Annotated in this window: 19 protein-coding genes and 1 pseudogene; 11 read left to right on the top strand and 9 right to left on the bottom strand. The window is 55.0% G+C overall.

Features of this window, described 5'->3' with window-relative positions:
• Positions 1-100: 100 nt before the first annotated feature.
• Positions 101-457 (bottom strand): ArsR/SmtB family transcription factor, encoded by a 357-nt coding sequence (locus OU789_RS08720; RefSeq protein ID WP_274655108.1) that lies wholly within the window; start codon positions 455-457, stop codon positions 101-103.
• Positions 458-595: 138 nt separating this feature from the next.
• Between OU789_RS08720 and OU789_RS08715 the strand changes: the two genes are divergently transcribed.
• The 8 genes and pseudogenes from OU789_RS08715 (at position 596) to OU789_RS08680 (ending at position 5,460) form a co-directional block, all read left to right on the top strand.
• A complete protein-coding gene (locus OU789_RS08715; RefSeq protein ID WP_274655106.1) occupies positions 596-1,459 on the top strand; it encodes an MBL fold metallo-hydrolase in 864 nt (287 codons plus the stop codon).
• 7 nt (positions 1,460-1,466) lie between these two features.
• Entirely contained in the window at positions 1,467-1,895 is a 429-nt protein-coding gene (locus OU789_RS08710) for a YeeE/YedE family protein (protein ID WP_274656024.1), read from the top strand.
• A complete protein-coding gene (locus tag OU789_RS08705) occupies positions 1,895-2,320 on the top strand; it encodes a DUF6691 family protein (RefSeq protein ID WP_274655104.1) in 426 nt (141 codons plus the stop codon). The genes OU789_RS08710 and OU789_RS08705 overlap by 1 nt, the downstream gene beginning before the upstream one ends.
• A gap of 14 nt (positions 2,321-2,334) precedes the next feature.
• Entirely contained in the window at positions 2,335-2,679 is a 345-nt protein-coding gene (locus OU789_RS08700) for a TIGR01244 family sulfur transferase (RefSeq protein ID WP_274655103.1), read from the top strand.
• Positions 2,680-2,750: 71 nt separating this feature from the next.
• A pseudogene (locus OU789_RS08695) lies at positions 2,751-4,475 on the top strand (SulP family inorganic anion transporter).
• 167 nt (positions 4,476-4,642) lie between these two features.
• The gene (locus OU789_RS08690) at positions 4,643-5,032 is read left to right on the top strand and encodes a helix-turn-helix domain-containing protein (RefSeq protein ID WP_274655101.1); all 390 of its coding nucleotides are present in this window, start codon (positions 4,643-4,645) and stop codon (positions 5,030-5,032) included.
• 39 nt (positions 5,033-5,071) lie between these two features.
• Positions 5,072-5,203, top strand: coding sequence for a hypothetical protein (locus tag OU789_RS08685; RefSeq protein WP_274655099.1), 132 nt, complete (start codon positions 5,072-5,074; stop codon positions 5,201-5,203).
• Positions 5,204-5,286: 83 nt separating this feature from the next.
• Entirely contained in the window at positions 5,287-5,460 is a 174-nt protein-coding gene (locus OU789_RS08680) for a hypothetical protein (protein WP_274655097.1), read from the top strand.
• Between the two features lie 100 nt (positions 5,461-5,560).
• Here the strand turns inward: OU789_RS08680 and OU789_RS08675 are convergent, their stop codons facing one another.
• Together OU789_RS08675 and OU789_RS08670 are read right to left on the bottom strand one after the other, a co-directional pair.
• The gene (locus OU789_RS08675) at positions 5,561-6,016 is read right to left on the bottom strand and encodes a hypothetical protein (RefSeq protein ID WP_274655095.1); all 456 of its coding nucleotides are present in this window, start codon (positions 6,014-6,016) and stop codon (positions 5,561-5,563) included.
• Between the two features lie 611 nt (positions 6,017-6,627).
• Positions 6,628-6,933, bottom strand: coding sequence for a hypothetical protein (locus OU789_RS08670; RefSeq protein ID WP_274655093.1), 306 nt, complete (start codon positions 6,931-6,933; stop codon positions 6,628-6,630).
• Positions 6,934-7,214: 281 nt separating this feature from the next.
• On the opposite strand from OU789_RS08670, the gene OU789_RS08665 reads away from it, so the two are divergent.
• Positions 7,215-8,552: a metal-dependent hydrolase family protein gene (locus tag OU789_RS08665; RefSeq protein ID WP_263952805.1), complete on the top strand. Its 1,338-nt coding sequence runs from the start codon at positions 7,215-7,217 to the stop codon at positions 8,550-8,552.
• 57 nt (positions 8,553-8,609) lie between these two features.
• Here the strand turns inward: OU789_RS08665 and OU789_RS08660 are convergent, their stop codons facing one another.
• Complete coding sequence (locus tag OU789_RS08660) at positions 8,610-10,259, bottom strand: thiamine pyrophosphate-binding protein (RefSeq protein ID WP_274655090.1); 1,650 nt, start codon at positions 10,257-10,259, stop codon at positions 8,610-8,612.
• A 235-nt stretch (positions 10,260-10,494) separates the two neighbouring features.
• On the opposite strand from OU789_RS08660, the gene OU789_RS08655 reads away from it, so the two are divergent.
• Both OU789_RS08655 and OU789_RS08650 read left to right on the top strand, forming a co-directional pair.
• A complete protein-coding gene (locus OU789_RS08655) occupies positions 10,495-11,643 on the top strand; it encodes an efflux RND transporter periplasmic adaptor subunit (protein ID WP_263952807.1) in 1,149 nt (382 codons plus the stop codon).
• Between the two features lie 3 nt (positions 11,644-11,646).
• Complete coding sequence (locus OU789_RS08650) at positions 11,647-14,796, top strand: efflux RND transporter permease subunit (RefSeq protein WP_274655087.1); 3,150 nt, start codon at positions 11,647-11,649, stop codon at positions 14,794-14,796.
• Between the two features lie 84 nt (positions 14,797-14,880).
• Here the strand turns inward: OU789_RS08650 and OU789_RS08645 are convergent, their stop codons facing one another.
• The 5 genes from OU789_RS08645 to OU789_RS08625 all read right to left on the bottom strand — a co-directional run bounded on the left by OU789_RS08645 (position 14,881) and on the right by OU789_RS08625 (position 20,607).
• Positions 14,881-15,270 carry a GtrA family protein gene (locus tag OU789_RS08645; RefSeq protein WP_274655085.1) on the bottom strand — a complete coding sequence of 130 codons (390 nt, stop codon included), beginning with the start codon at positions 15,268-15,270 and terminating at the stop codon, positions 14,881-14,883.
• Positions 15,267-16,265 carry a glycosyltransferase family 2 protein gene (locus OU789_RS08640; RefSeq protein WP_274655083.1) on the bottom strand — a complete coding sequence of 333 codons (999 nt, stop codon included), beginning with the start codon at positions 16,263-16,265 and terminating at the stop codon, positions 15,267-15,269. Before OU789_RS08640 ends, OU789_RS08645 begins: the two co-directional genes overlap by 4 nt.
• Positions 16,262-17,797 (bottom strand): ArnT family glycosyltransferase, encoded by a 1,536-nt coding sequence (locus tag OU789_RS08635; RefSeq protein WP_274655081.1) that lies wholly within the window; start codon positions 17,795-17,797, stop codon positions 16,262-16,264. The genes OU789_RS08640 and OU789_RS08635 overlap by 4 nt, the downstream gene beginning before the upstream one ends.
• 69 nt (positions 17,798-17,866) lie before the next feature.
• Positions 17,867-19,393, bottom strand: a complete 1,527-nt coding sequence (locus OU789_RS08630; protein WP_274655079.1) for a phospholipase D family protein — start codon at positions 19,391-19,393, stop codon at positions 17,867-17,869.
• Positions 19,394-19,500: 107 nt separating this feature from the next.
• Positions 19,501-20,607 carry an AI-2E family transporter gene (locus OU789_RS08625; protein WP_274655077.1) on the bottom strand — a complete coding sequence of 369 codons (1,107 nt, stop codon included), beginning with the start codon at positions 20,605-20,607 and terminating at the stop codon, positions 19,501-19,503.
• Positions 20,608-20,753: the final 146 nt, after the last annotated feature.

Below are 20,753 nucleotides of genomic sequence, written 5' to 3'. Positions count from 1 at the left end.
AAGGCTTGCTCCGAGCTGTCAGTTGCTCGGAGTCACGGGGCGCTCAGAATGTTGGTGATGTAGTATGGTCTGTAAGGAAGGTCTACGGACAGTTCGAGCCTCAAGCGCTTTCGGCCGGATCTTCTTCCGCACAGAACCTGAGATAGAGGATTTCAATTACGCTCAAGACTGTCGGGTCGGAGATTGAATAGAAGATTTGACGCCCTTCGCGGTGCGCCTGCACAATGCCTTCGTCCTTGAGTTTACCAAGATGCTGCGAAATCGCCGATTGGCTCGCGCCGACCTTTTGCTCTATCGCGGCAACAGATTGCTCTCCCTCCAAGAGGCCGCAGAGGATTTTGAGCCGATCCCGATGCGCAATAGATTTCAGAAACTTCGCGGCCTGGTCGGGCGCGTCTGATCCACCATCGGTGAAGGTCGAAAGGGCGTTGGTATCTATTTCGAGCTGTATGGACATATCGCAATTTCCGTTTCGCTTTGGGTTTCTACATAAGGCAAAATCTGAAATATTCAACTTCTTTAATATTTTTCAGGTCCGGGCGTTGACATATTATAAATCTCTAATATATCGAATGCAGATCGATTGGAGATAGACATGAAACCAGACGTAAAACCTTTTTTCGACGAAGCGACCTTCACTGCGTCTTTCGTCGTTATTGATCCAGCAACCCAACATTGTGCGATTGTCGATTCCGTTTTGGACTTCGACTATTCATCTGGGCGCACCGATTTTCGCTCTGCGGATGAGATTATCGACTTCGTTCAGGAAAATGGCCTGACCGTTGACTGGATCCTTGAAACACACGTGCACGCGGATCACCTCAGCGCCGCGCCATATCTTCAGGAAAAACTGGGCGGCAAAATCGGCATCGGGGAAAAAATCACCGTTGTACAAGACACCTTCGGTAAGGTTTTTAACGCGGGTACAGAGTTCCAGCGTGACGGCAGCCAGTTCGACAAGCTTTTCGAAGAGGGCGATATATTCACAGTTGGGACTATCGAGGCCTCTGTCTTGCACACGCCCGGTCATACACCGGCTTGCCTAACTTACGTAGTTGGCGATGCGGCTTTCGTTGGGGATACGCTCTTCATGCCTGATTTCGGGACAGCGCGCGCCGATTTTCCTGGCGGATCTGCTGAGGCACTCTACGCGTCGATCCAGAAACTCTTTACCCTTCCCGATGAGACACGCGTCTTTGTCGGGCATGACTACAAAGCACCGGGGCGCGATGAATATGCATGGGAAACCACAATCGGCGCGCAAAAAGAGCTTAACAAGCATGTAGGGCAGGGGCGCGGCGCAGAGGAGTTCGTCGCCATGCGCAACACCCGCGACGCCGAGCTTGCCATGCCCAAGCTGATCATCCCATCGCTTCAGGTGAACATGAGGGCCGGTCAGATGCCGCCCGCCGAAGACGACGGCACCGTCTATTTCAAAGTTCCAGTAAACAGGCTCTGAACCCATGATTGAACAAAGTTATATTTACGGACTCGTTGGCGGGTTAGTCATCGGGTTGGCCGGTGCGATCTACCTGCTTGGAAACGGACGGATTATGGGCGCAAGCGGTATCATTGGCGGTCTCGTCGATGGCTCGGGCTTGAGCGAATGGCGTGATCGGGCGTTGTTTGTCTTCGGCTTGATTGCGGCCCCTTGGGTTGCGGTGAAGGTGATGAGCCTTGATGCACAAACCAATATTACATCTGATCCGGTCATCCTTATCGCTGCGGGTATACTTGTTGGGTTTGGTGCGCGCTTGGCAAATGGCTGCACCAGCGGCCATGGGGTATGCGGAATATCACGGTTGTCTTTGCGTGGCATCGCGGCGACGGGCTTCTACCTCTTTGCTGGGGGTGTGAGCGTCCTTCTCTTTAAACATCTATTGGGAGTGATCTGATGCGTGGTCTGTTTTCATTAACCAGCGGTGCCCTGTTCGGTTTGGGGCTTCTGATCTCGGGTATGGTTGATACCAGCCGTGTACAGGGGTGGCTCGATATCTTTGGAAACTGGGATCCGACGCTTGCCTTTGTGCTTGGTGGTGCCATCCTTCCAATGGCGGTTGCGTGGCGGATTGCTGAAAAACGCAAAGCTCCAATCGCTGGGTCTACTTTTCCGGCGCGTCCAAATCAGAAGATTACAAAAGACCTTGCTATTGGTTCGATGATCTTCGGTGCGGGGTGGGGGCTGGCTGGTCTATGTCCTGGTCCTTCGTTTGCGGCACTGTCGTTCGGTGGATGGGAAGGGCTGCTCTTTGTTGGGGCGATGATCTTTGGAATGATCCTTGCCGTTCCTGCCAAACGTATTCGGTTTGCAACATCATGAGGTGCGAAATGGAAATGACTCAACTTGCACCGAATGTTTTTGTCGGCGCGCAGATATCTGAAGAGGATCTACAACGCCTTGCCTCGCTCGGATTCACTGACGTGATTTGTAACAGGCCGGATGCAGAACTCCCCGCGGGCCCAACTTCACAAGGCTTGCAAAGTGCCGCCGCGACATTGGGCATTGCCTTTCACTATCTGCCCATTACACCCGGAGAGGCATTTACGGCTCAGGCCGAAAGCCTCCATCGCCTAGCTGCGAAGCCTGATGCTAAGGTGTTTGCCTATTGTCGCTCTGGCGCGCGATCCGCAAATGCATGGTCTTTGGCGCAGAGCAAACAGTCGGCTGCACAGGCCTAGACGAAAACAAAACAGGCGGCGCAAGTTGCGCCGTCATTGTGAAACCGATTTTACGATATTTGAGGTCTTCGATGCTGTCGCGTTATCTACCTATCCTGAACTGGGCGCCATCCTATAGCCGCGAGACCTTTTCGGCGGATGCATCTGCTGCAATTATCGTAACGATCATGCTGATCCCGCAGTCGCTGGCTTATGCTTTGCTTGCTGGATTGCCGCCCGAAGTGGGCCTCTATGCCTCTATTGCGCCTCTGGTGATCTACACATTCTTCGGAACATCGATGACATTGGCAGTTGGCCCAGTAGCCGTGGCATCTTTGATGACCGCTTCGGCGATAGGAGAGCTAACTTCGCGTGGCACCCCTGAATATATCGGCGCGGCGATTGTCCTTGCGTTGTTGTCAGGAGGGATACTGGTCGCGATGGGGGTTGCACGTATGGGGTTTCTCTCCAACTTTCTAAGCCACCCTGTAATTTCCGGCTTTATCACGGCCAGCGCGATCATCATCGCATTCGGCCAGCTTAAACACATCCTTGGCTTTAATATCGAAGGGCACACGCTTTTAGAATTGGGCGCTGGGCTTGCGACCGGTCTATCGACCACTAACATTGCAACTTTAGCTGTTGGGGGAGGTGCCATCGGCTTTCTGGTCTGGTCGCGGCGCAGCCTCGCGCCATTGCTCGTGCGGCGTGGCCTCTCGACTAACTTGGCGAACAGCCTATCCAAAGCAGCGCCGGTCTTGGCCGTAATTGTAACGACCCTAACGGTCTGGTTGCTTGAACTTCAGACCGCTGGCGTTTCAATCGTTGGCGAGGTTCCACGTGGGCTGCCCGCCCCAAAGCTCCCTCCGTTTGATGCCGATCTCTGGGGATCGCTGTTTCTGCCCGCGCTGATTATCGGCGTCGTCGGCTATGTCGAAACGATCTCTGTGGCACAGACCCTTGCCGCAAAACGGCGGGAGCGTATCGACCCTGATCAGGAGCTCATCGCGCTGGGCGCGTCGAATATCGGGGCTGCGGTTTCTGGTGGGTTTCCTGTGACGGGCGGATTTTCGCGCTCGGTTGTGAACTTCGACGCTGGCGCGCGGACACCTGCGGCAGGAGCCTTCACTGCTGTTGGCATCGCGCTCGCAACAGTTTTCTTGACCCCACTGCTGTATTTCTTGCCGAAAGCCACACTTGCGGCGACGATCCTTGTTGCTGTTTTGTCGTTGATTGATCTGCAAGGGATTAAACAGACATGGGCTTACTCAAAATCCGATTTCACCGCGATGATTGGCACAATTTTCGGAACGTTGATCTTCGGCGTTGAGGTTGGCATTGCCGTTGGCGTTTTGTCTTCGCTCGTCTTGTTTCTCTAGCGCACATCGCGCCCGCATTTCGCAGTTGTTGGTCGCGTACCGGGGACGGAGCATTATCGTAACATCAAGCGCCACAGCGTCGAGACAACGCCCGGTGTGCTATCAATCCGAGTGGACGAAAGCTTGTATTTCCCGAACGCGCGCTTCCTCGAAGATACAATCAACGACGCGGTGTCGATGGACCCCGAAATCCGAGACGTCGTGCTGATGTGCTCAGCGGTGAACTTTATTGATGCTTCCGCACTTGAGAGTCTGGAACAGATTGACCATCGCCTAAAGGACGCGGGGATCAGGCTGCATCTGAGCGAGGTCAAAGGCCCCGTGCTGGATCGGCTAAACAGGTCGAGCTTTGTGGCGGATTTGTCTGGCGAGGTTTTCCTGAGCCAGTTCGAAGCAGACCAAACGCTTGCTCAACGTTCGAAGGTAAAACTGGGGTAGGGGCGCCTCAACCCCAGCCTCTAGCCAAAACGCGCGCAAATGTGGCCGGCTCGCTCCACAATCTTGTGGATTACATCATGTCGGATTTGAATTCCGAAGCGCCTTTTCACTCAAACCCGTTCGCGTGGGCCTTGGCCGAGACATTGCTACAGGAATGACTCACGGAATTGATTGATCTCGACAGGTTTGAGCAGCCCGTGGCGAGCCCTGTCTCTAAGCGCAAACTGGCCGAGGCTGAGGTATTTATCGAAGCGCACTATAACGAGCCACTCAAAGTTGCCGATATCGCGGCATCAATCGGGATTTCGGTGCGCGAATTACAGCGTGCATTCAAGCATTACCGCGGTGAAACCCCGTGGGACAGGCACTCGCGAACCCGCCTGCGCAAGGCGCGGAGCCAGTTGCTGGTTTGTCCGCCTGACACAAAGGTTCAGGATGTCGCGCTTGACTGTGGCTTTACGCATCTTGGCCGCTTCGCAAGTTACTATCACCAAAGTTATAACGAGTTCCCCTCAGAAACCCTGAAGCGCAGGACGCAAAAGGGCGGCTTGAGGTAAGTTCAAAAGTATTTCAATCAGCAGGTTAGGAGTAAGACCATGCGCGAACATTTCTCACCCAACACAAGATTTCTTTCCACGCTTCCAAAAATGTCGGCAGTTGCCTTCGCACTCGCTCTGGCGGGGTGTGTCGAAACCGTTGAGGGCACATCCGACGCTGGCGTAGGCTAGACAGCAAAGATGGCAGCTTTTCGGGCCGCGTAAGCCAACGCACCGACGGCAAGCATGTCTTTACATTAAGCAGCACGTCCCGAGTGTGCACCGCCGTTTATGACGACATCGCAACCGCAAATGCACGTGAGCTTTCGACCCTGACCTGCACAGATGGTAAATCCGGCAACGCGACGATCGTCTATGGCGCGGACGCACAACCTGACCGCGTCGTTTATTCGGTAACTGGCGGCGGCGGGGGCACAATCAACTTCTAAGGCGTTACCTCATCAACGGTTTTCTGCTATAATTCCTATGAAGCAAAAAAGCGCGCGGAAAATGTTCCGCGCGCTTTGGTTTTGTATAGGCGATTCTTAGTTATTTCTTGCCGCCGCGGCCATTTCCTTGGTTGCCATCAGTGGTCTTGGCACCGTTACCGTTGGAATTTCCGGAGTTGCCGTTGGTTGCAGTAGAGTTGCCGTTACCGCGCTTCTCTTTACTGTCGTCATTATCATCATCGTCATTTCCGCCGCCGCCGTCACCGCCGCCGCCGTCGTCACCGCCGCCGCCGTCATCACCGCCACCGCCGTCATCACCGCCACCGCCGTCGTCACCGCCGCCGCCGTCATCACCGCCGCCACCGTCGTCACCGCCGCCACCGTCGTCACCGCCGCCGCCGTCGTCACCGTCGTCACCGCCGCCGCCGTCGTCACCGCCACCGCCGTCGTCACCGCCACCGCCGTCATCACCGCCGCCACCGCCGCCGTCAGCAGTCACAAAGTACAGAGACTCGTCGGTCAGGAAAATCTTCCCAACGCTTGGTGCGGCATCCATATAACCTGCGACAAGTGTTGAAGTAGAATTCAGAAAATCTGAGCTGTGCAGAAAGTTTTGGGTGCCAATTCTTTCTTTTACCGGGGAAACCAGTGCGTGCGCGCTACTCGCAGCAAAAGCACCGATAATAGCTGTCGTAATTAAACTCTTGTAATGAGAACTTCTCATACTTGTAACTCCCTTGAACTAAATACTCCGACGTAATTGTCGGTTGTCACAATCGGTCAACGTCGAGCAGACAAACGGACCGAGGGCGTCACTATAGCGCAAAATTGCCAAATAAGGAAGAAATGTGGCGAAATGTGGCGATTTCGTGTTGTTGCAGGCAATCGAGATCTGAGTATTTGATAGTAGGGGCTAGAATGGCCGCGCGAAAAAATCGAGACAAGCTATTGATTTCGGCCTCACTTTTTCCGATTGGAAATTCTCATTCTGAAAGCGCATTACGGTATGACTTCGTTTAGCTGTGTCTGGCGTTGTTTTTGCTTCGACTGTGATAACCACCATAAATCCCTGCTCCTTGGCTGAAACAGGAGCGGAATTTCTGGCACGCAACAAAAAACCAGCCTGCAATCGGAGCACGCTGGTTTTGTTTTTAATGTGTTAAATGCTTAACCTTCGCCGACGTAAGATGCCCCCTGAACATTGCCAGCAGCATCAGACAGGCAGGACCAACGGTTCTCCGCGCCAGCGACAATCACATCCACAGAGATACCAGCCTCGGAAGTTAGAACCTGTCCGACGGAATGATCGCTGAGTGGGCGATTGGTCTGCGCGGCAACTGCGCTAAGGCATGCAGCTTCGGCAACAGCCGTTGCGCTTGAAGAATTGGAATAGTCATAGTCTGAACCGGAATTTTCCACACAGCCTGCGAGCGCTACAGAGGCGAATGCAAGCGCAAGAGTACTTCGAAACATAATAAGTCTCCGTTATTGTTAAATAATTGAAATAACAGGTGATTTGTAGCATATTTTGTCCATATTTTCCAACGAATTCTGGGCCGGTTGATAGAGTGGACGTAGGCGGAAAATCGCGTCAATCTACCACTATTGGGGCTTGTTCTAGCGCGCCTCAAAACGGATTAAGCGCAGGCCGCTACCACCCTCTAAGCAGAAAACACACTCGTCGGTCAAAATGACAACTGGAATAATTCCATCCGCTTGGTAAAGATGAGAAGGTATTTGACAGGAGAAATTCCATGCATAGCTTTTCCCGATTGTCCGCCTCTCTTATCGCTCTGACATTGCTGCCTTTTTCGGCCGCAGCGCAGGACGGAATGCCGACCCTTATCACCAATGTGAATGTGTTTGACGGGGTGAATGAAACCCTGATCGAGAACGCCAACGTCGTAGTGACCGATAACCTGATTTCCCAAATTTCGACGGAACCGCTTGCGGTTGCTGGCGGCAAGGTGATTGACGGAGGCGGGCGCACGATGATCCCCGGATTGATCGACGTCCACTGGCACACATCTTATTGCTGCACCCCACAAAACACAGTTGTGACGGGCGACATTCTCGAGGTTGCCATTCGTGGCGCCAAAGGGTCCGAAGCCACGTTGATGCGGGGCTTTACCACCGTGCGCGATCTGGGTGGTAACCCGCTCGCGACGAAAAAGATGATTGATGCAGGGGAGCTTCTCGGCCCACGTATTCTTCCTTCTGGTCCGCCCATCAGCCAGACTGGCGGGCATTTTGACTATCGCCCGTATCAGGCTGTGCCGACAAATCCGGCGGACTCCCAGTGGTATTGGTATTCGGTCGGCCTGTTGGGAATGGCCGATGGCGTGGATGAGGTCATTAAACGCACCCGCGAAGTCATGCGGATGGGAGCAAGCCAGATCAAGATTGCAGGCGGCGGCGGGGTGTCCTCTATTTATGACCCGCTTGATGCGCGCCAATTTACGATGGCCGAACTTAAGGCTTTTGTAGAAGTAGCAGAGACTTACAACACATATGTCGCGTCACATCTCTTTACCGATGACGCAATTCAAGCGGCGATTGAAGCAGGCGTAAAATCCATTGAGCACGGTTTCCTGATGAGCCGCGAAACAATGGAAATGATGCGCGACAATGATGTGTGGCTTTCGATCCAGCCGCTTTTGGATGATGAGGACGGATTCACCTTTGATGACCCCTACAGCCAAGCCAAATGGGTTGCTGTCACCAATGGAACCGACGCGGCCTATAAGATGGCCAAAGAGGTCGGCGTTAAGGTCGCATTCGGAACGGATATCCTCTTTGATCCCGCGCTCGCAGAGCGGCAAGGCGCGTTTCTTGCCAAGCTTCAAAATTGGTATTCGCCTTATGAAATTTTGAAAATGGCAACATCCACGAATGCAGAGCTGCTTGCCTTATCCGGTCCCCGCCATCCCTATCAGGATGGTGCGCTTGGTGTGATCGAGGAAGGGGCCTATGCCGATTTGATCCTTGTGGACGGAAATCCGCTCGAAGATATCGATCTCGTCGCTGACCCTCATGCAAATTTTGATCTGATTATGAAAGACGGCAAAGTTTATAAAAACGAGATCGAATAGTTTGATCTTTACTTAAAGCTGAATGGCGGGCGTTCCTTACGGAGCGCCCGTTTGCGTTTATTCAAGGTCGAGAGCGGGTGACAACGCCTTTGGATCAAGCTTTAGATGCAAAAGAGCAGGCGCGTTGGCGGCGAGTGCTTCGCGCAGTGCGGGGGCAAACTCTGCGTTGTTCTCCACGGTTGCGCCAAAGCCGCCGTGCGCGCGGGCAAGGGCGGCGAAATCGGGGTTCTTGAGCGCCGTGCCGGAGGGGCGGTGAGGATAGGTTTTCTGTTGGTGCATTCGGATCGTGCCGTATTTCTCGTTGTCACACACAAGAACTACGATGTTTGCGCCTTCGGCAGCCGCGGTGCCGAATTCCTGACTGACCATCTGAAAGCACCCATCTCCGGCGAGGCAGATCACATCGCGGGTTGGGTCGGCAAGCTTCGCGGCAATTGCGGCGGGAAGGCCATATCCCATGGAGCCGGAGGTTGGCGCGAGCTGTGTTCGCCACGCGCGGTAGCGGTAGTATCGGTGTAGCCAAGCCGCGTAATTTCCTGCGCCATTGGTAAGGATCGCCGTATCATCCAGCACCTCGTTTAGATGTGTGATGACATATTCCATCTGAACAGAAGGTGCATCCGAATCGATGGCGCGGGCAGGAACTTGCCACGCTTCATAGTCGGCGCGTGCTTCGGTGCGGGCCGCACGTCGTGGGGCTTTGGACGCGGCGCGCGCAAGTTGGATGGCTGCGGAGGCTGGCGTGGCCACAACCGCAAAATCGGGTCGATAGACGTGGCCAAGTTCGTTTGGGTCTGCATGAATGTGAATGAGGGATTGTTGCGGAACAGGCGCGGAAAACAACGTGTACGCAGAGGTCGTCATCTCTCCGAGGCGTGGGCCGAGCGCGAGTACGACATCAGCTTCTTTTATGCGGCTTGCCAAGGCGGGATTGATGCCAATGCCCACGTCGCCTGCAAAATTCGGATGACGGTTGTCCAGATAGTCCTGGCATCGGAACGACGTCCCAACGGGTAAATCGAGCGCCATGGCAAACTGCCCGAGCGCGAGGGCTGCGTCTTTGGTCCATCCGCCGCCGCCAGCGATTACGATTGGTCGCTCTGCGGATTTCAAACGGCTGATCACCTCTGCGATGTCCGCATCCGCCGCGCGTCCGGATGGCAGAACCGCCGCAGGGGCAGGTGCGCCTTTTGCAGGGCCAGAGAGCATGTCTTCGGGCAGCGCAAGCACCACGGGGCCGGGCCGTCCGGATTGCGCAACGTGAAACGCGTGGCTGATATATTCGGGGATGCGATCCGCGCGGTCGATCTCGGCCACCCATTTGGCAAGCGGGCCGAACATGGCGCGGTAGTCGACCTCTTGAAACGCTTCGCGGTCGCGCTGGTCGCTGGCGACTTGGCCGATAAACAACACCATCGGCGTTGAATCCTGAAATGCGATATGCACGCCTGCACTGGCGTTTGTTGCACCTGGGCCGCGGGTCACAAAGGCAACGCCGGGTTTGCCCGTAAGCTTGCCCGTTGCTTCCGCCATGATCGCAGCTCCGCCTTCTTGTCGGGCGGTTATGATCTGGATGTCTGTATCCAGCATGCCATCAAGTGCTGCGAGAAAACTCTCGCCAGGCACGGAAAACACCCGCTCCACCCCCTGAGCCACAAGGCAATCTGCGAGCAACGCGCCGCCGTGTTTATGGGTTGGTTTGGTCATCTTCGTCTGTCTGTTCCCGTGTCTGGATGTGCGATGGTTGGCCAATCAATCACGGGTTGTCAATTTTTCCATAAGATTTGCGTGTAAACAGGCTGTTTCCAACGCGTTTTTTGCTTTCGGGAGTGGCAGGAAAATAGCCGTTATCCAATTTGCGTTCTTGCATTGATTGGGGGTTATGCGCCACTATCCAGCCAACCTAAAAAACAACGCCAAATTGGAACAGGAGGCAGCATAAATGCCCCGAACACTTCACCCTTTCGCAACTCTCTCGCGCGCGGCAACTGTTGCCGCCGTTTTTGCATTTGTTGCATCAAGCTCAAGTGCCCAAGAGGAGCCTCCTGCGCCGAAAGTCGGCGTTGCGGCGGCTTATACTGAGGAAATCCGTGACGAGCATGAGTTTATCGGACGTGGTGAGGCCGTTGATAAGATCAATATCGTGACTCGGGTCGAAGGCTTTGTTGAAGAGATCCATGTCGAAGCAGGGGCCTTTGTGAAGGCTGGGGATGTCCTGTTTAGCATCGAAAAAGATAATCTTGCAGCCACGCTTGAAGCACGGAAAGCTGATTTCGAACGTGCTGAAGCTGATCTAGAGCTTGCCCGAATTGAGCTTGATCGGAAACAGACCCTTTTGGATCGCGATGCCGGAACAGTGGCCGATCGTGATATTGCGCTTGCCAATGAAAAGGTCGCAGAGGCCAATGTCGCCTCCGCACAAGCCGCGATCCGAATTGCGGAACTTAACCTAAGCTATACCGATATTGTTGCGCCGTTTGATGGTCGTATCGGACGGATCGAGCCAAGTATTGGGGATCTTGTTAGCCCTAGCACGGGGCCGCTGACTTCGCTCGTGCGGCAGGCACCGATCTATGTGACGTTCTCCGTTAGCGAAAAGCAGTTGATCACCGTTGTTGATGATGACGGCATGGAGCGCGGCGAAAATGATGTTCCCGTGGGGCTTCCGAATGTGCTCTTGAAGCTTCAGAACGGTCGAATTCTCGAAGAAACCGGCGATATCACGTTTATCGATAACGTTATTGATCCGCTCACCGGCACCATCGCGTTGCGTGCCATCTTCGATAATGCGGAGCGGATGATCATTGATGGCGGGTTCGTGACCGTTCTTCTTGAGGCCGTAGAGCCCGAAAGCCAGTTGCTTATTCCAATGGCCTCGGTGCAGCGAGATCAGCGCGGGCCGTTTGTTCTTGTTGTGACCGATCAATCATTAGTCGAACAACGCTACGTTACCCTCGGGCGACAAATCGGTGCGGCCATTATCGTTGAAGACGGTATGCGCGAAGGGGAAGTTGTGATTATCGAGGGGCTGCAACGTGTTCGCCCTGGCGCGCCTGTAGAAGCGGTGCTTGCTGCTTCGCCGGAGGAATAATCGATGTTTTCCTCAATCTTTATCGCACGGCCGAAGACGGCCATTGTGATCTCGCTTTTGCTGACCATCATGGGCGCGATTGGTTTTAGGGTTCTGCCGGTAGAGCAGTTCCCAGACATTACGCCACCCGTGGTGAACGTTAGCGCCAACTATACTGGCGCCAACTCCGAGACGGTGGAAAACACCGTGGCCGCGCCGATCGAGGCGCAGGTAAACGGGGTGGACGGGATGATGTATATGTCATCCAACTCCACAGACACGGGCAACTATAGTCTTTCGGTTACTTTCGAAATCGGAACAGACCCCGATATTGCTTCGGTCAACGTGCAAAACCGCGTGGCACAGGCAACGTCGCAGCTTCCTACCGAAGTGACCAACACTGGTGTCGTGACGGAGAAAGCCTCGACCAATATGTTGCTTGTGGCCACGCTTGTGTCCCCGGACTCAACGTATGACGAGCTGTTTCTGTCGAACTATGCCTCGATCAACCTCAAGGACGCGCTGGCGCGGATCGATGGTGTGGGTAAGGCCGATGTTCTGACCAACTTCGAATATGCGATGCGTATGTGGATGGATCCGGAACGGATGGCGTCGCTTTCGATCTCGCCGATTGATATTATCAGCGCGATCCGCGAACAGAATATCGAAGTTTCAGCGGGTTCTGTTGGTGCGCCGCCTGTTCCAGAGGGGCAGCAGTTTCAATACACCATCACGGCGCAAGGACGTCTTGATAATGTAAAAGACTTCGAAAATATCGTCGTCCGTACCGGCGACTCCGGTAGCATCGTGCGCATCAAGGACGTCGCGCGGATTGAACTCGGTTCAAACTACTACAACGCTTCGGGTTTGTATCTCGGCAAACCGGCGACTGTTCTGGCGGTTTATCAGACTCCGGGCGCCAACGCGCTGGCGGTGTCTGACCGGGTGCTCGCAGAGCTTGAGCGCCTGTCCAAGGCATTTCCCGATGATGTGGAATATGCGGTGCCGTTCAACAGCACACGCTTTGTCGAGCAGTCGTTGCAGGATGTTGTCTCGACCCTCATTCTGACGTTCGTGCTTGTGATGACGGTTGTGTTCATCTTCCTTGGGAACTGGCGCGCGACGGTTATTCCGATGGTCGCTATTCCGGTTTCTTTGATCGGGACATTTGCGTTCCTTCTGGCCTTTGGAATGTCGCTCAATACGATTTCGCTCTTTGCGCTCGTGCTGGCCATCGGGATTGTGGTGGATGACGCGATTGTTGTTGTTGAAAACGTCGAGCGCATTATGGCGGACGAGGGTTTGCCCCCAGCCGAAGCAACGCGCAAAGCGATGGGCCAGATCACCGGCCCAGTGATTGCCACAACGCTTGTGCTGCTTGCGGTTTTCGTTCCCGTGACCTTTATGCCGGGAATTACAGGCAGGCTCTATTCACAGTTTGCGGTGACGATTTCGGTCGCGGTGCTGATCTCTTCGATCAACGCTCTAACGCTTTCGCCAGCACTTTGTTCGATTGTGCTGAAGCCACGTAAAGGCGGTCCGAAAGGGCTGCTCGCGGTGTTTGAGGACGGGATCGATAAGTTGCGCGGTGGCTATGTTGGTATTGTGTCGCGTTTTGTGCGGGTGGCGTTGATGAGCCTTCTCGTGCTTGGCGCGGTGTTCGTTGGGTCCGGCGGCTTGCTCAAGACTGTTCCGGCAGGCTTTCTTCCGACCGAAGATACCGGCAACCTCTTTGTTGATGTACAGCTTCCAGATGCATCCTCCATCGAGCGAACAGAGGCGCTGACCGCTGATTTCAACGCCAAGCTCACAGAGATACCGGGCGTGGAATCCACCATTATCGTGAACGGCTTTAGCCTCTTGAATGGTTCTGGCGGTAACGGCGCCATGATCATCGTTAACCTTGATCCGTGGGACGATCGCCAAACGGACGAACTGTCAGCGGACGGCGTGTTGGAACGTATTCTCGGATTGGCCTATCAGGAGGTCGGCGCGAGCATCATCGCCTTTAATCCACCGCCCATTCCTGGGCTTGGGATGAGCGCGGGCGTTGAGATGAAGGTCCAGCAAACCGGTGGCGGAACCGCTCAAGACCTGTCGGCCGCTGTTGGCTCGCTCGTCTATGCAGCGAACCAGCGCCCCGAATTGGCGCAGGCTTACTCAACTTTCCGCGCCAACGTGCCAAAAGTATTCGTCGATCTTGATCGCGAAAAGGCCAAGTCGCTGAACGTGCAGATCAATGATGTGTTTACAACGCTTCAAGCCTATATGGGCTCGATCTATGTAAACGACTTCAACCTATTTGGTCGCGTTTATAAAGTGATGGTGCAGGCCGATGGGTCCTACCGAAACCAGATCGAGGACATCGCCGCGCTCTATGTGCGTTCGGTGGACGGCGAGATGGTGCCGTTGGGAACGCTGATCGATGTCGAGAACGTGCTGGGGCCGGTTCTTATGAACCGCTACAACATGTTCCGCGCGGCAACCATTACAGGTGTTCCAACACCGGGTATGTCGACGGGGGATGCAATCCGCGTCCTCGAAGAAGTCGCTGCAGAGGCCTTGCCTCCGGGGTATGGCTTTGAGTGGACGGGCACCGCGCAGCAGCAGCAATCCTCTGCGGGGATGGTTCAGGTCATTCTTATCATGTCGATCCTCTTTGGTTATCTGTTTCTCGTGGCGCAATACGAAAGCTGGACAATGCCAGTTGCGATTTTGCTCTCGGTGACAGTGGCCCTGTTCGGGGCGTTGGTCGCGGTCTGGGTGACGGGAGGCGATATTAACCTCTACACCCAAATCGGGATGATTATGCTCGTGGGGCTAGGGGCCAAGAACGCCATTCTCATTGTAGAATTTGCCATGGAGCAGCGCGCAGGAGGGGCCACCATCAGAGAGGCCGCAACCGAAGCGGCGCGTCAGCGTTTCCGTGCTGTGATGATGACGGCGCTGTCGTTCCTGCTCGGTGTGGTTCCGCTTCTGGTAGCATCCGGCGCGGGGGCCGCGAGCCAGAAAGCCATTGGTGTTGCTGTGTTTGGCGGCATGCTGGCGGCAACTGTGATCGGCGTTATTCTGGTGCCTGTGCTTTACGTTGTGATGCAGTCCTTGCGGGAGTGGATCAAAGGCGAGAACCGCAAACCCAAGGTGGATCCGGAGCAAGCTTCGGCAACCGAATAACCGCAGCCACGCTGCAAAATGGAACGGGAAGGGCGCGCAGATTGTGCGCCCTTTTCTGATTTCGAGGGGCAAATAGCAGATAGATTAATTGTCGTCTGATTGGCTGGCAAAAGCCCAGTTGCGGCTCAGGATATAAGTTGAGGCCGCAGCGCATGCTGTCGAAATCAGCAGCGCGATCTGTGGAGCCAGAGGGGATATCCAAAGAAGCAGCGCCAAGAGGCTTTCATTGATCGCAAACCCGATGAGCGCCACCAGCGCAAACCTCAGAAACGCTCGCCGCGGATTGCGGCCATTCGCGGCGAACGTGATCTTGTGATGCCCCAGAAAGCTCACCCCGAACGCCACCAGAAACGCGCCGATATTGGCCAATAGGGGCGCCACGCCAATCGTGATCAGCCCAGTTCCAACGGCCATATGCACCAGCGTCGCTATGCCACCAACACCACCAAACCGTAGGATTTCGCCGATGTTCATGCGTCTTTGGCCGCCACGTGGTCACCCGCGAGGATTTCCTCGGCCACGATATACCCTGGGCGGCCTTTTACCTCGGTAAAGATGCGGCCAAGGTATTCGCCAAGTACGCCGATGGAAATAAGCTGTATCCCCCCAAGGAAGAACACCGCCACCGTAAGCGTTGACCAACCCGGCACATCCGCACCCCAAATCAGCGTTCGGATGGTGATCCATACCGCATAGAGAATTGAGAACAGCGCAAGGATACCGCCGATCAACGTCCAGACCCGTAAAGGCCAGCTTGTAAAGCTCGTGAGGCCCGTAAACGCGTGGCTAAACAACCCTCGGAAGCCAAACTTCGTTTCCCCTTCTGTGCGTTTCTCAAGCACAACGGGAATGGCGATGGAACGAAACCCGACCCAGCCATAAAGCCCCTTCATAAACCGATTGCGCTCGGGCAGGTCGAGCAGGGCCTCAACCACAGCACGGTCCATCAAGCGAAAATCGCGGGCGTCTTCCGGAACGGTGAATTTGCTGCCCACTGACATCATCCGATAAAAGGCTTTGGTCAGGTTGCGCTTTGCAAAACTCTCGTCTTCTCGGTTGTCCCGCACCGCATAGACCATCTCATAGCCGTCGCGGTAATGCTCCATCATCGTGTCCACATAGCGCAGCGGCTCTTGCAGGTCGGCGTCAAGGATCACAACCGCTTGCCCTGTGGCGCGCTCAAGCCCCGCCATGATCGCCTGTTCCTTGCCGAAATTCCGCGACAGGCGCAGCAAGACAACAGGGGTTGGCACATCCGCAGATTTCACCTTGGCAACGGTTGCATCCGCGCTGCCATCATCAACCACGATGATCTCGGCGGTGGTTACCAATTCCTGCGCCTTGGCCGACACACGCTTGAGGGTTTCAAGGATGTTGCCCTCTTCGTTATGCGCCGGAATGACGAAAGACAGCTCAGGTCTATCGGTACCGAGCGCCGTTTGCGTGGTATCTCCGCGTTGTGTCGTCACTCGGTTTCCCCTGCGATTGCATTGCTTTCACTCGGCCCTAACAACAGCGTGTAGCGGCCCTCTGTGTCAATGCGTTTGAGAGTTGATTTCGCTTCGGGCGACAGCCGCTTGAAGTTTTTGGTCGCGATTATATAGGCCGCATTGGGGCGGGTTGGGTCGATATCGTCAACCGAGATATGCTCAACTTGGCCGCGGGTATAGAACTCCACAGAGAAGCTGCGCGGCCCAACAGAATAGGCGTCGGCATCAGGCGCGTAGTCCTCAAGTGCGGTCACAACGCTTTTGTGCGATCGCAGGTTCAATACGCCGGGCGCTTGCCATTCAATCAGCGTAACAACCGCAAAGAGTAAAAAGCTCGTCGCTGTTAACGTAGAAAATCCGATGCGCTCAAGCCGCCCGATATGAAAGCCGCGAATATGCCCTGCAAGCGTGACCAAAAGGATCGCTGCGGCGGGAAGGCCGGGGAGGACATAGGAGGGGAGGATATTGGCCGCAGGGGTAAACAGGATCATCGGGCCGATCATCCACAAGAAGAGATAAATCAACCACGCGCCGCGTTCCGACCGGAAGGCCCGCCAGATACGGCGCGGGAAGGCCAAAAGCGCGAGGAAGGCGATTGTCCACGGAAAGACCGTTCCGAGCCAGAACAGCCAGATCATCCCTTTGGGGCGCCCATGGCCACTGCCGTAAAGATCACCTTCCCAGCCGTGAACAACAAAGCGTTCGTAATGCTCGCCGATGATGAAATACCGCAGGAATCCCGGCGTTTCGTACTCCGCAAGTGCATACCACGGCACCGTAAGAAGCAGCATCAGCGCCAGCCCCCTGAACCATGGTAGGCGGATAAAGCAAACAAACCGCCGCGTTGCCAGTAGCCATAACACCGTGGGAATTCCGCAAAGAACAACCGCAACGGGCCCCTTCGCCATGAGCCCGACGGCAAAGCCAAGGAACACAAGCATGCCCCAGCGATTGTCTTGTTTATCCTGACACGCGCCGAACCAGAATCCGACCATGACGAGCGTGGTGCCGAGCGCCATGGGCATATCTGTCATTACGTAAGCAAAGGCCCCGAAGAACATGGCGCCACTTGCAAGAACAACGGAGGAGAGGAGGGCGGTCCCTTGGCCAACCATCCGCCGCGCAAACAGATAAGTGAGCGCCAGAACGCCAATACCCGTCAGCAAAATCGGAAGGCGGGCGGCAAATTCGCTTATGCCAAGCCCCGCTAGTCCAAGCGCGGAAAGCCAAGTGTGGAGCGGCGGCTTGCCCCAGAACGGTACGCCGTAATCAAACAGCGGCGTGATCCAATTGCCTGTCTCCAGCATCTTGCGCGCCATCTCGCCATAGCGGGCCTCTGTGGTGTCGGTGAATGGGATCACGGCCATTGCCCAGAGGCGCAGGAGCAAAAATGCAAACAGCGTTGCGATGAGCGCCCGCACATAGAACGGGCGCAGGGGCCAATCTGTTAGGGTCGCATCGACAGTGTCCGCGCCTGAAGCGGCTGTTTCTAAGGAGGATGTCTTGGTCATGGTTGGCCCGATATTCTTGCTTTTGCCTCGCCCATAGCACGACAAGTGGCTGATAGGATAGGGGCTTGCCTAAAGCTGTCCTTCCACGGGAAGCCAGCTTGTAATTCGGGCAACAGCTCGACGGATTGCGCTTGCTCCAGGTTCCGAGAACGAAACCTGCGGGGGCGACACTCCGTTATAAATCCACATCAACTCGCCCTCAGAAGTGAGCTCGAGCTTATAGGCGTGGCTCTCAACATAGTTATCGACGCCAAGGGCAAGGTCGCGCGCAAACTGCGGGCTATTCACAAAGACACCAAGCTCTGAATTGATTTCGATCGAGCGAGGGTCGTAGTTGAGCGAGCCGATGAACACCTTCTCTTGTCCAAGAATGGCGGCCTTTGTGTGCATCGTGAGGCCAATGTCGCTGTCAGCAGGAAGCTCGCCAAGGGCCTGTAGCGCATCGGTCTTGATCTCGTAAATCTCGACGCCTGCCGCAAGCAACTCCTTGCGGTACTTCATGTATCCGCCATGAACATAGGAATGGTTGGTGGCGGCAAGCGAGTTTGTCACGATCCGCACGTCAATGCCGCGCCGCTCCATTTCCTTAAACAAGGTGGCCCCATAAGGACGCGGCACAAAGTAAGGCGTAAGCAATGTGACCTCATCAACTGAAGTCCACATCTCGCGGTTCAGAAAATCAGCGAGCGTGCGTTCTGCAACGTGGACAGGTACTTTGAGCTTTTGCGGCGTATCGCTAACCACCTCGGCGTCTGCGACATAGGGTTTTATCACACCGTTGCGAATGTCGTTGATAAAGTCCGAATTCGAAGCGCTTTTATAGATGTCTGCAGCGGCGGTGCGCTGGAAATCTTCGAGAGCGCCAAGAAGTTCGTCGCTGCTGCGCTTTGTTGCCTGATGTCGATATGCTTTGGCCGGAATGGCGTGGCTGTCATTCCAGAATGTGTCGAAGGTTTGGGCCACTTCTGCGGCGATCGGCCCTGTGGCCAGCAAATCGAAATCTGCGAATTCGGCGTGGCTGTTGATCTGGAAATACTCGTCGGCAATGTTGCGCCCGCCGATGATCGTGGTCGCGTTATCAACCGTCAGGGATTTGTTGTGCATGCGCCGGTTCACACGGTCGAAATCCAGAAGGAAGTTGAACGCTTTGGGCGCGTTGCGTGACAGGGGATTAAACAGGCGAATTTCGATGTTTTCATGCTCGTTGAGCAATACCAACTGATCGTCTGTTGTGGTTGTGAACACGTCATCAATCAGGAACCTGATGCGTACACCGCGCTCTGCGGCCTGAATGAGCGCCCAAGAGAACACAGCGCCTGCGAGGTCAGGCTTGATCAGGAAATACTGGATGTCGAGCGTGGATTCCGCTGCATCAATCAAACGGAGCCGTGCGCCAAGAGAGTCTTGCCCGTGAACAAGCGGGTAAAAGAGGCTCTTGCCGCCATGCCGCGCGCTCAGAGCTTTCATCTCGGCCGCATAGCTTGAGCGCCCCTGAAGGTCGAGCGATGTTGTTACAGAACGCGTGGCGTCATAGGGCACATAGGTACACCCCGTTACAGCCGCCGCTATAAAGAGCGCAGCTGCGCCGCGTTTCATGGATCCGAGCCAGTGTTTTGGGCCCGAAAGCAAAGAGGAAACACGCATTCTTAAACCTTATGTATTTATGAAACCTGCGCACCAGAATGGGCGCATGTTGGATAAAGTCAAACCAAAGGGTGCTCATCGGGGTGAGATTGGTCGGCGCTTGTGGGAAATGTACCATTCCCCGACATAAGAATAGCGATCCACCGCACGCGCGGAACATGCGAAAGAAGCAGCATGATGCACACAGTAATGGGCACACTCAAAAGCGCCCCCATGACGCCCCAGATCGTTCCCCAGAATGTCAGCGAAAAGATAACCATCAGTGGCGACAGATTGAGCGATTTGCCCATGAGCGCAGGCTCAAGCACGTTGCCGATCAGGAACTGAATGCCGCCACAGCCGAAAACGATAATGAGGAAAGGCGTAATTGAATCAAACTGCACGATAGCCACAATCGCCGGCATCACCACACTGATGATCGAGCCGATAGAGGGGATGAAGTTCAGGAGGAACGTCATGATCGCCCATGTTTCGGCGAAATCCACGCCAAGCGGCTTCATCACAGCATAGCTGAACGCGCCAGTGAGCAAACTCACGAGGGTTTTCACTCCGATATAGCGTTGAAGCGAGTGCGAGGCGTCATTCATGACATTCAGTATCTGGGTGCCGACTTCCGGCGATACGGCGGCAAGCTTGACCTTGGCGCGCATCTGGACCCGTTCGGCGAGCATGAACGGCAAGAACAGCACGATCAGAAACAGCATCTTCAGCACCGACGTAGCAGAGCCAAGCGCTCCGAGGGCCCAGCCTCTAAAATCGAGTGATTGCAGGGTCGAAATGATAAAGCGTGTGTTGTCCTCGCCGATAAAGTCGCCGAACCCCGAAATCCAAATTGCGAACCGTGCCTCGTATTTGGGGAAGGCGGCAAAGACCGCGGCGTCTTGTTGCGTCAGAATCCAAAGCACAGAAAGCATGCCGAACAGCACGAGAATGATCGACACCACATAGGCAAGCCAAATTGGTATTCCGAAATTGCCGAAGCGGAAGCGGATGATCCGGTCAGCTAGCGCCGTAAGCAAGACAAAGAGAAATATCGCCGCCGCCAGCGGGATAAGAAGCGAACGGGCGAAATAGAGGCACGAAATGATCACAGCCGCAATTAGAAGGATGTCTCGCCAATAACTTAGGCCACCGATCCGCTCTTCGTTTGCAAATTTGCCGTCCAAACCCGTTCTCCTGAAATCACAGCACAAGGGCACTGCGTTTCGTCTAGTTGTAGGGCCAAGGAAAGCTGTGTCCAACCCAAACCCGCCTAATTTTCGCACCAAGCCAAATATTTAAGCTGTTTTTGTGTGGTGGCTCCTCTCGTAGG

Source organism: Halocynthiibacter sp. C4 (genome assembly GCF_028823805.1).
GTDB lineage: Bacteria > Pseudomonadota > Alphaproteobacteria > Rhodobacterales > Rhodobacteraceae > Falsihalocynthiibacter > Falsihalocynthiibacter halioticoli.
The sequence above is the reverse complement of the archived record's forward strand: the minus strand, read 5'-3'. Positions and strand labels throughout refer to the sequence as shown.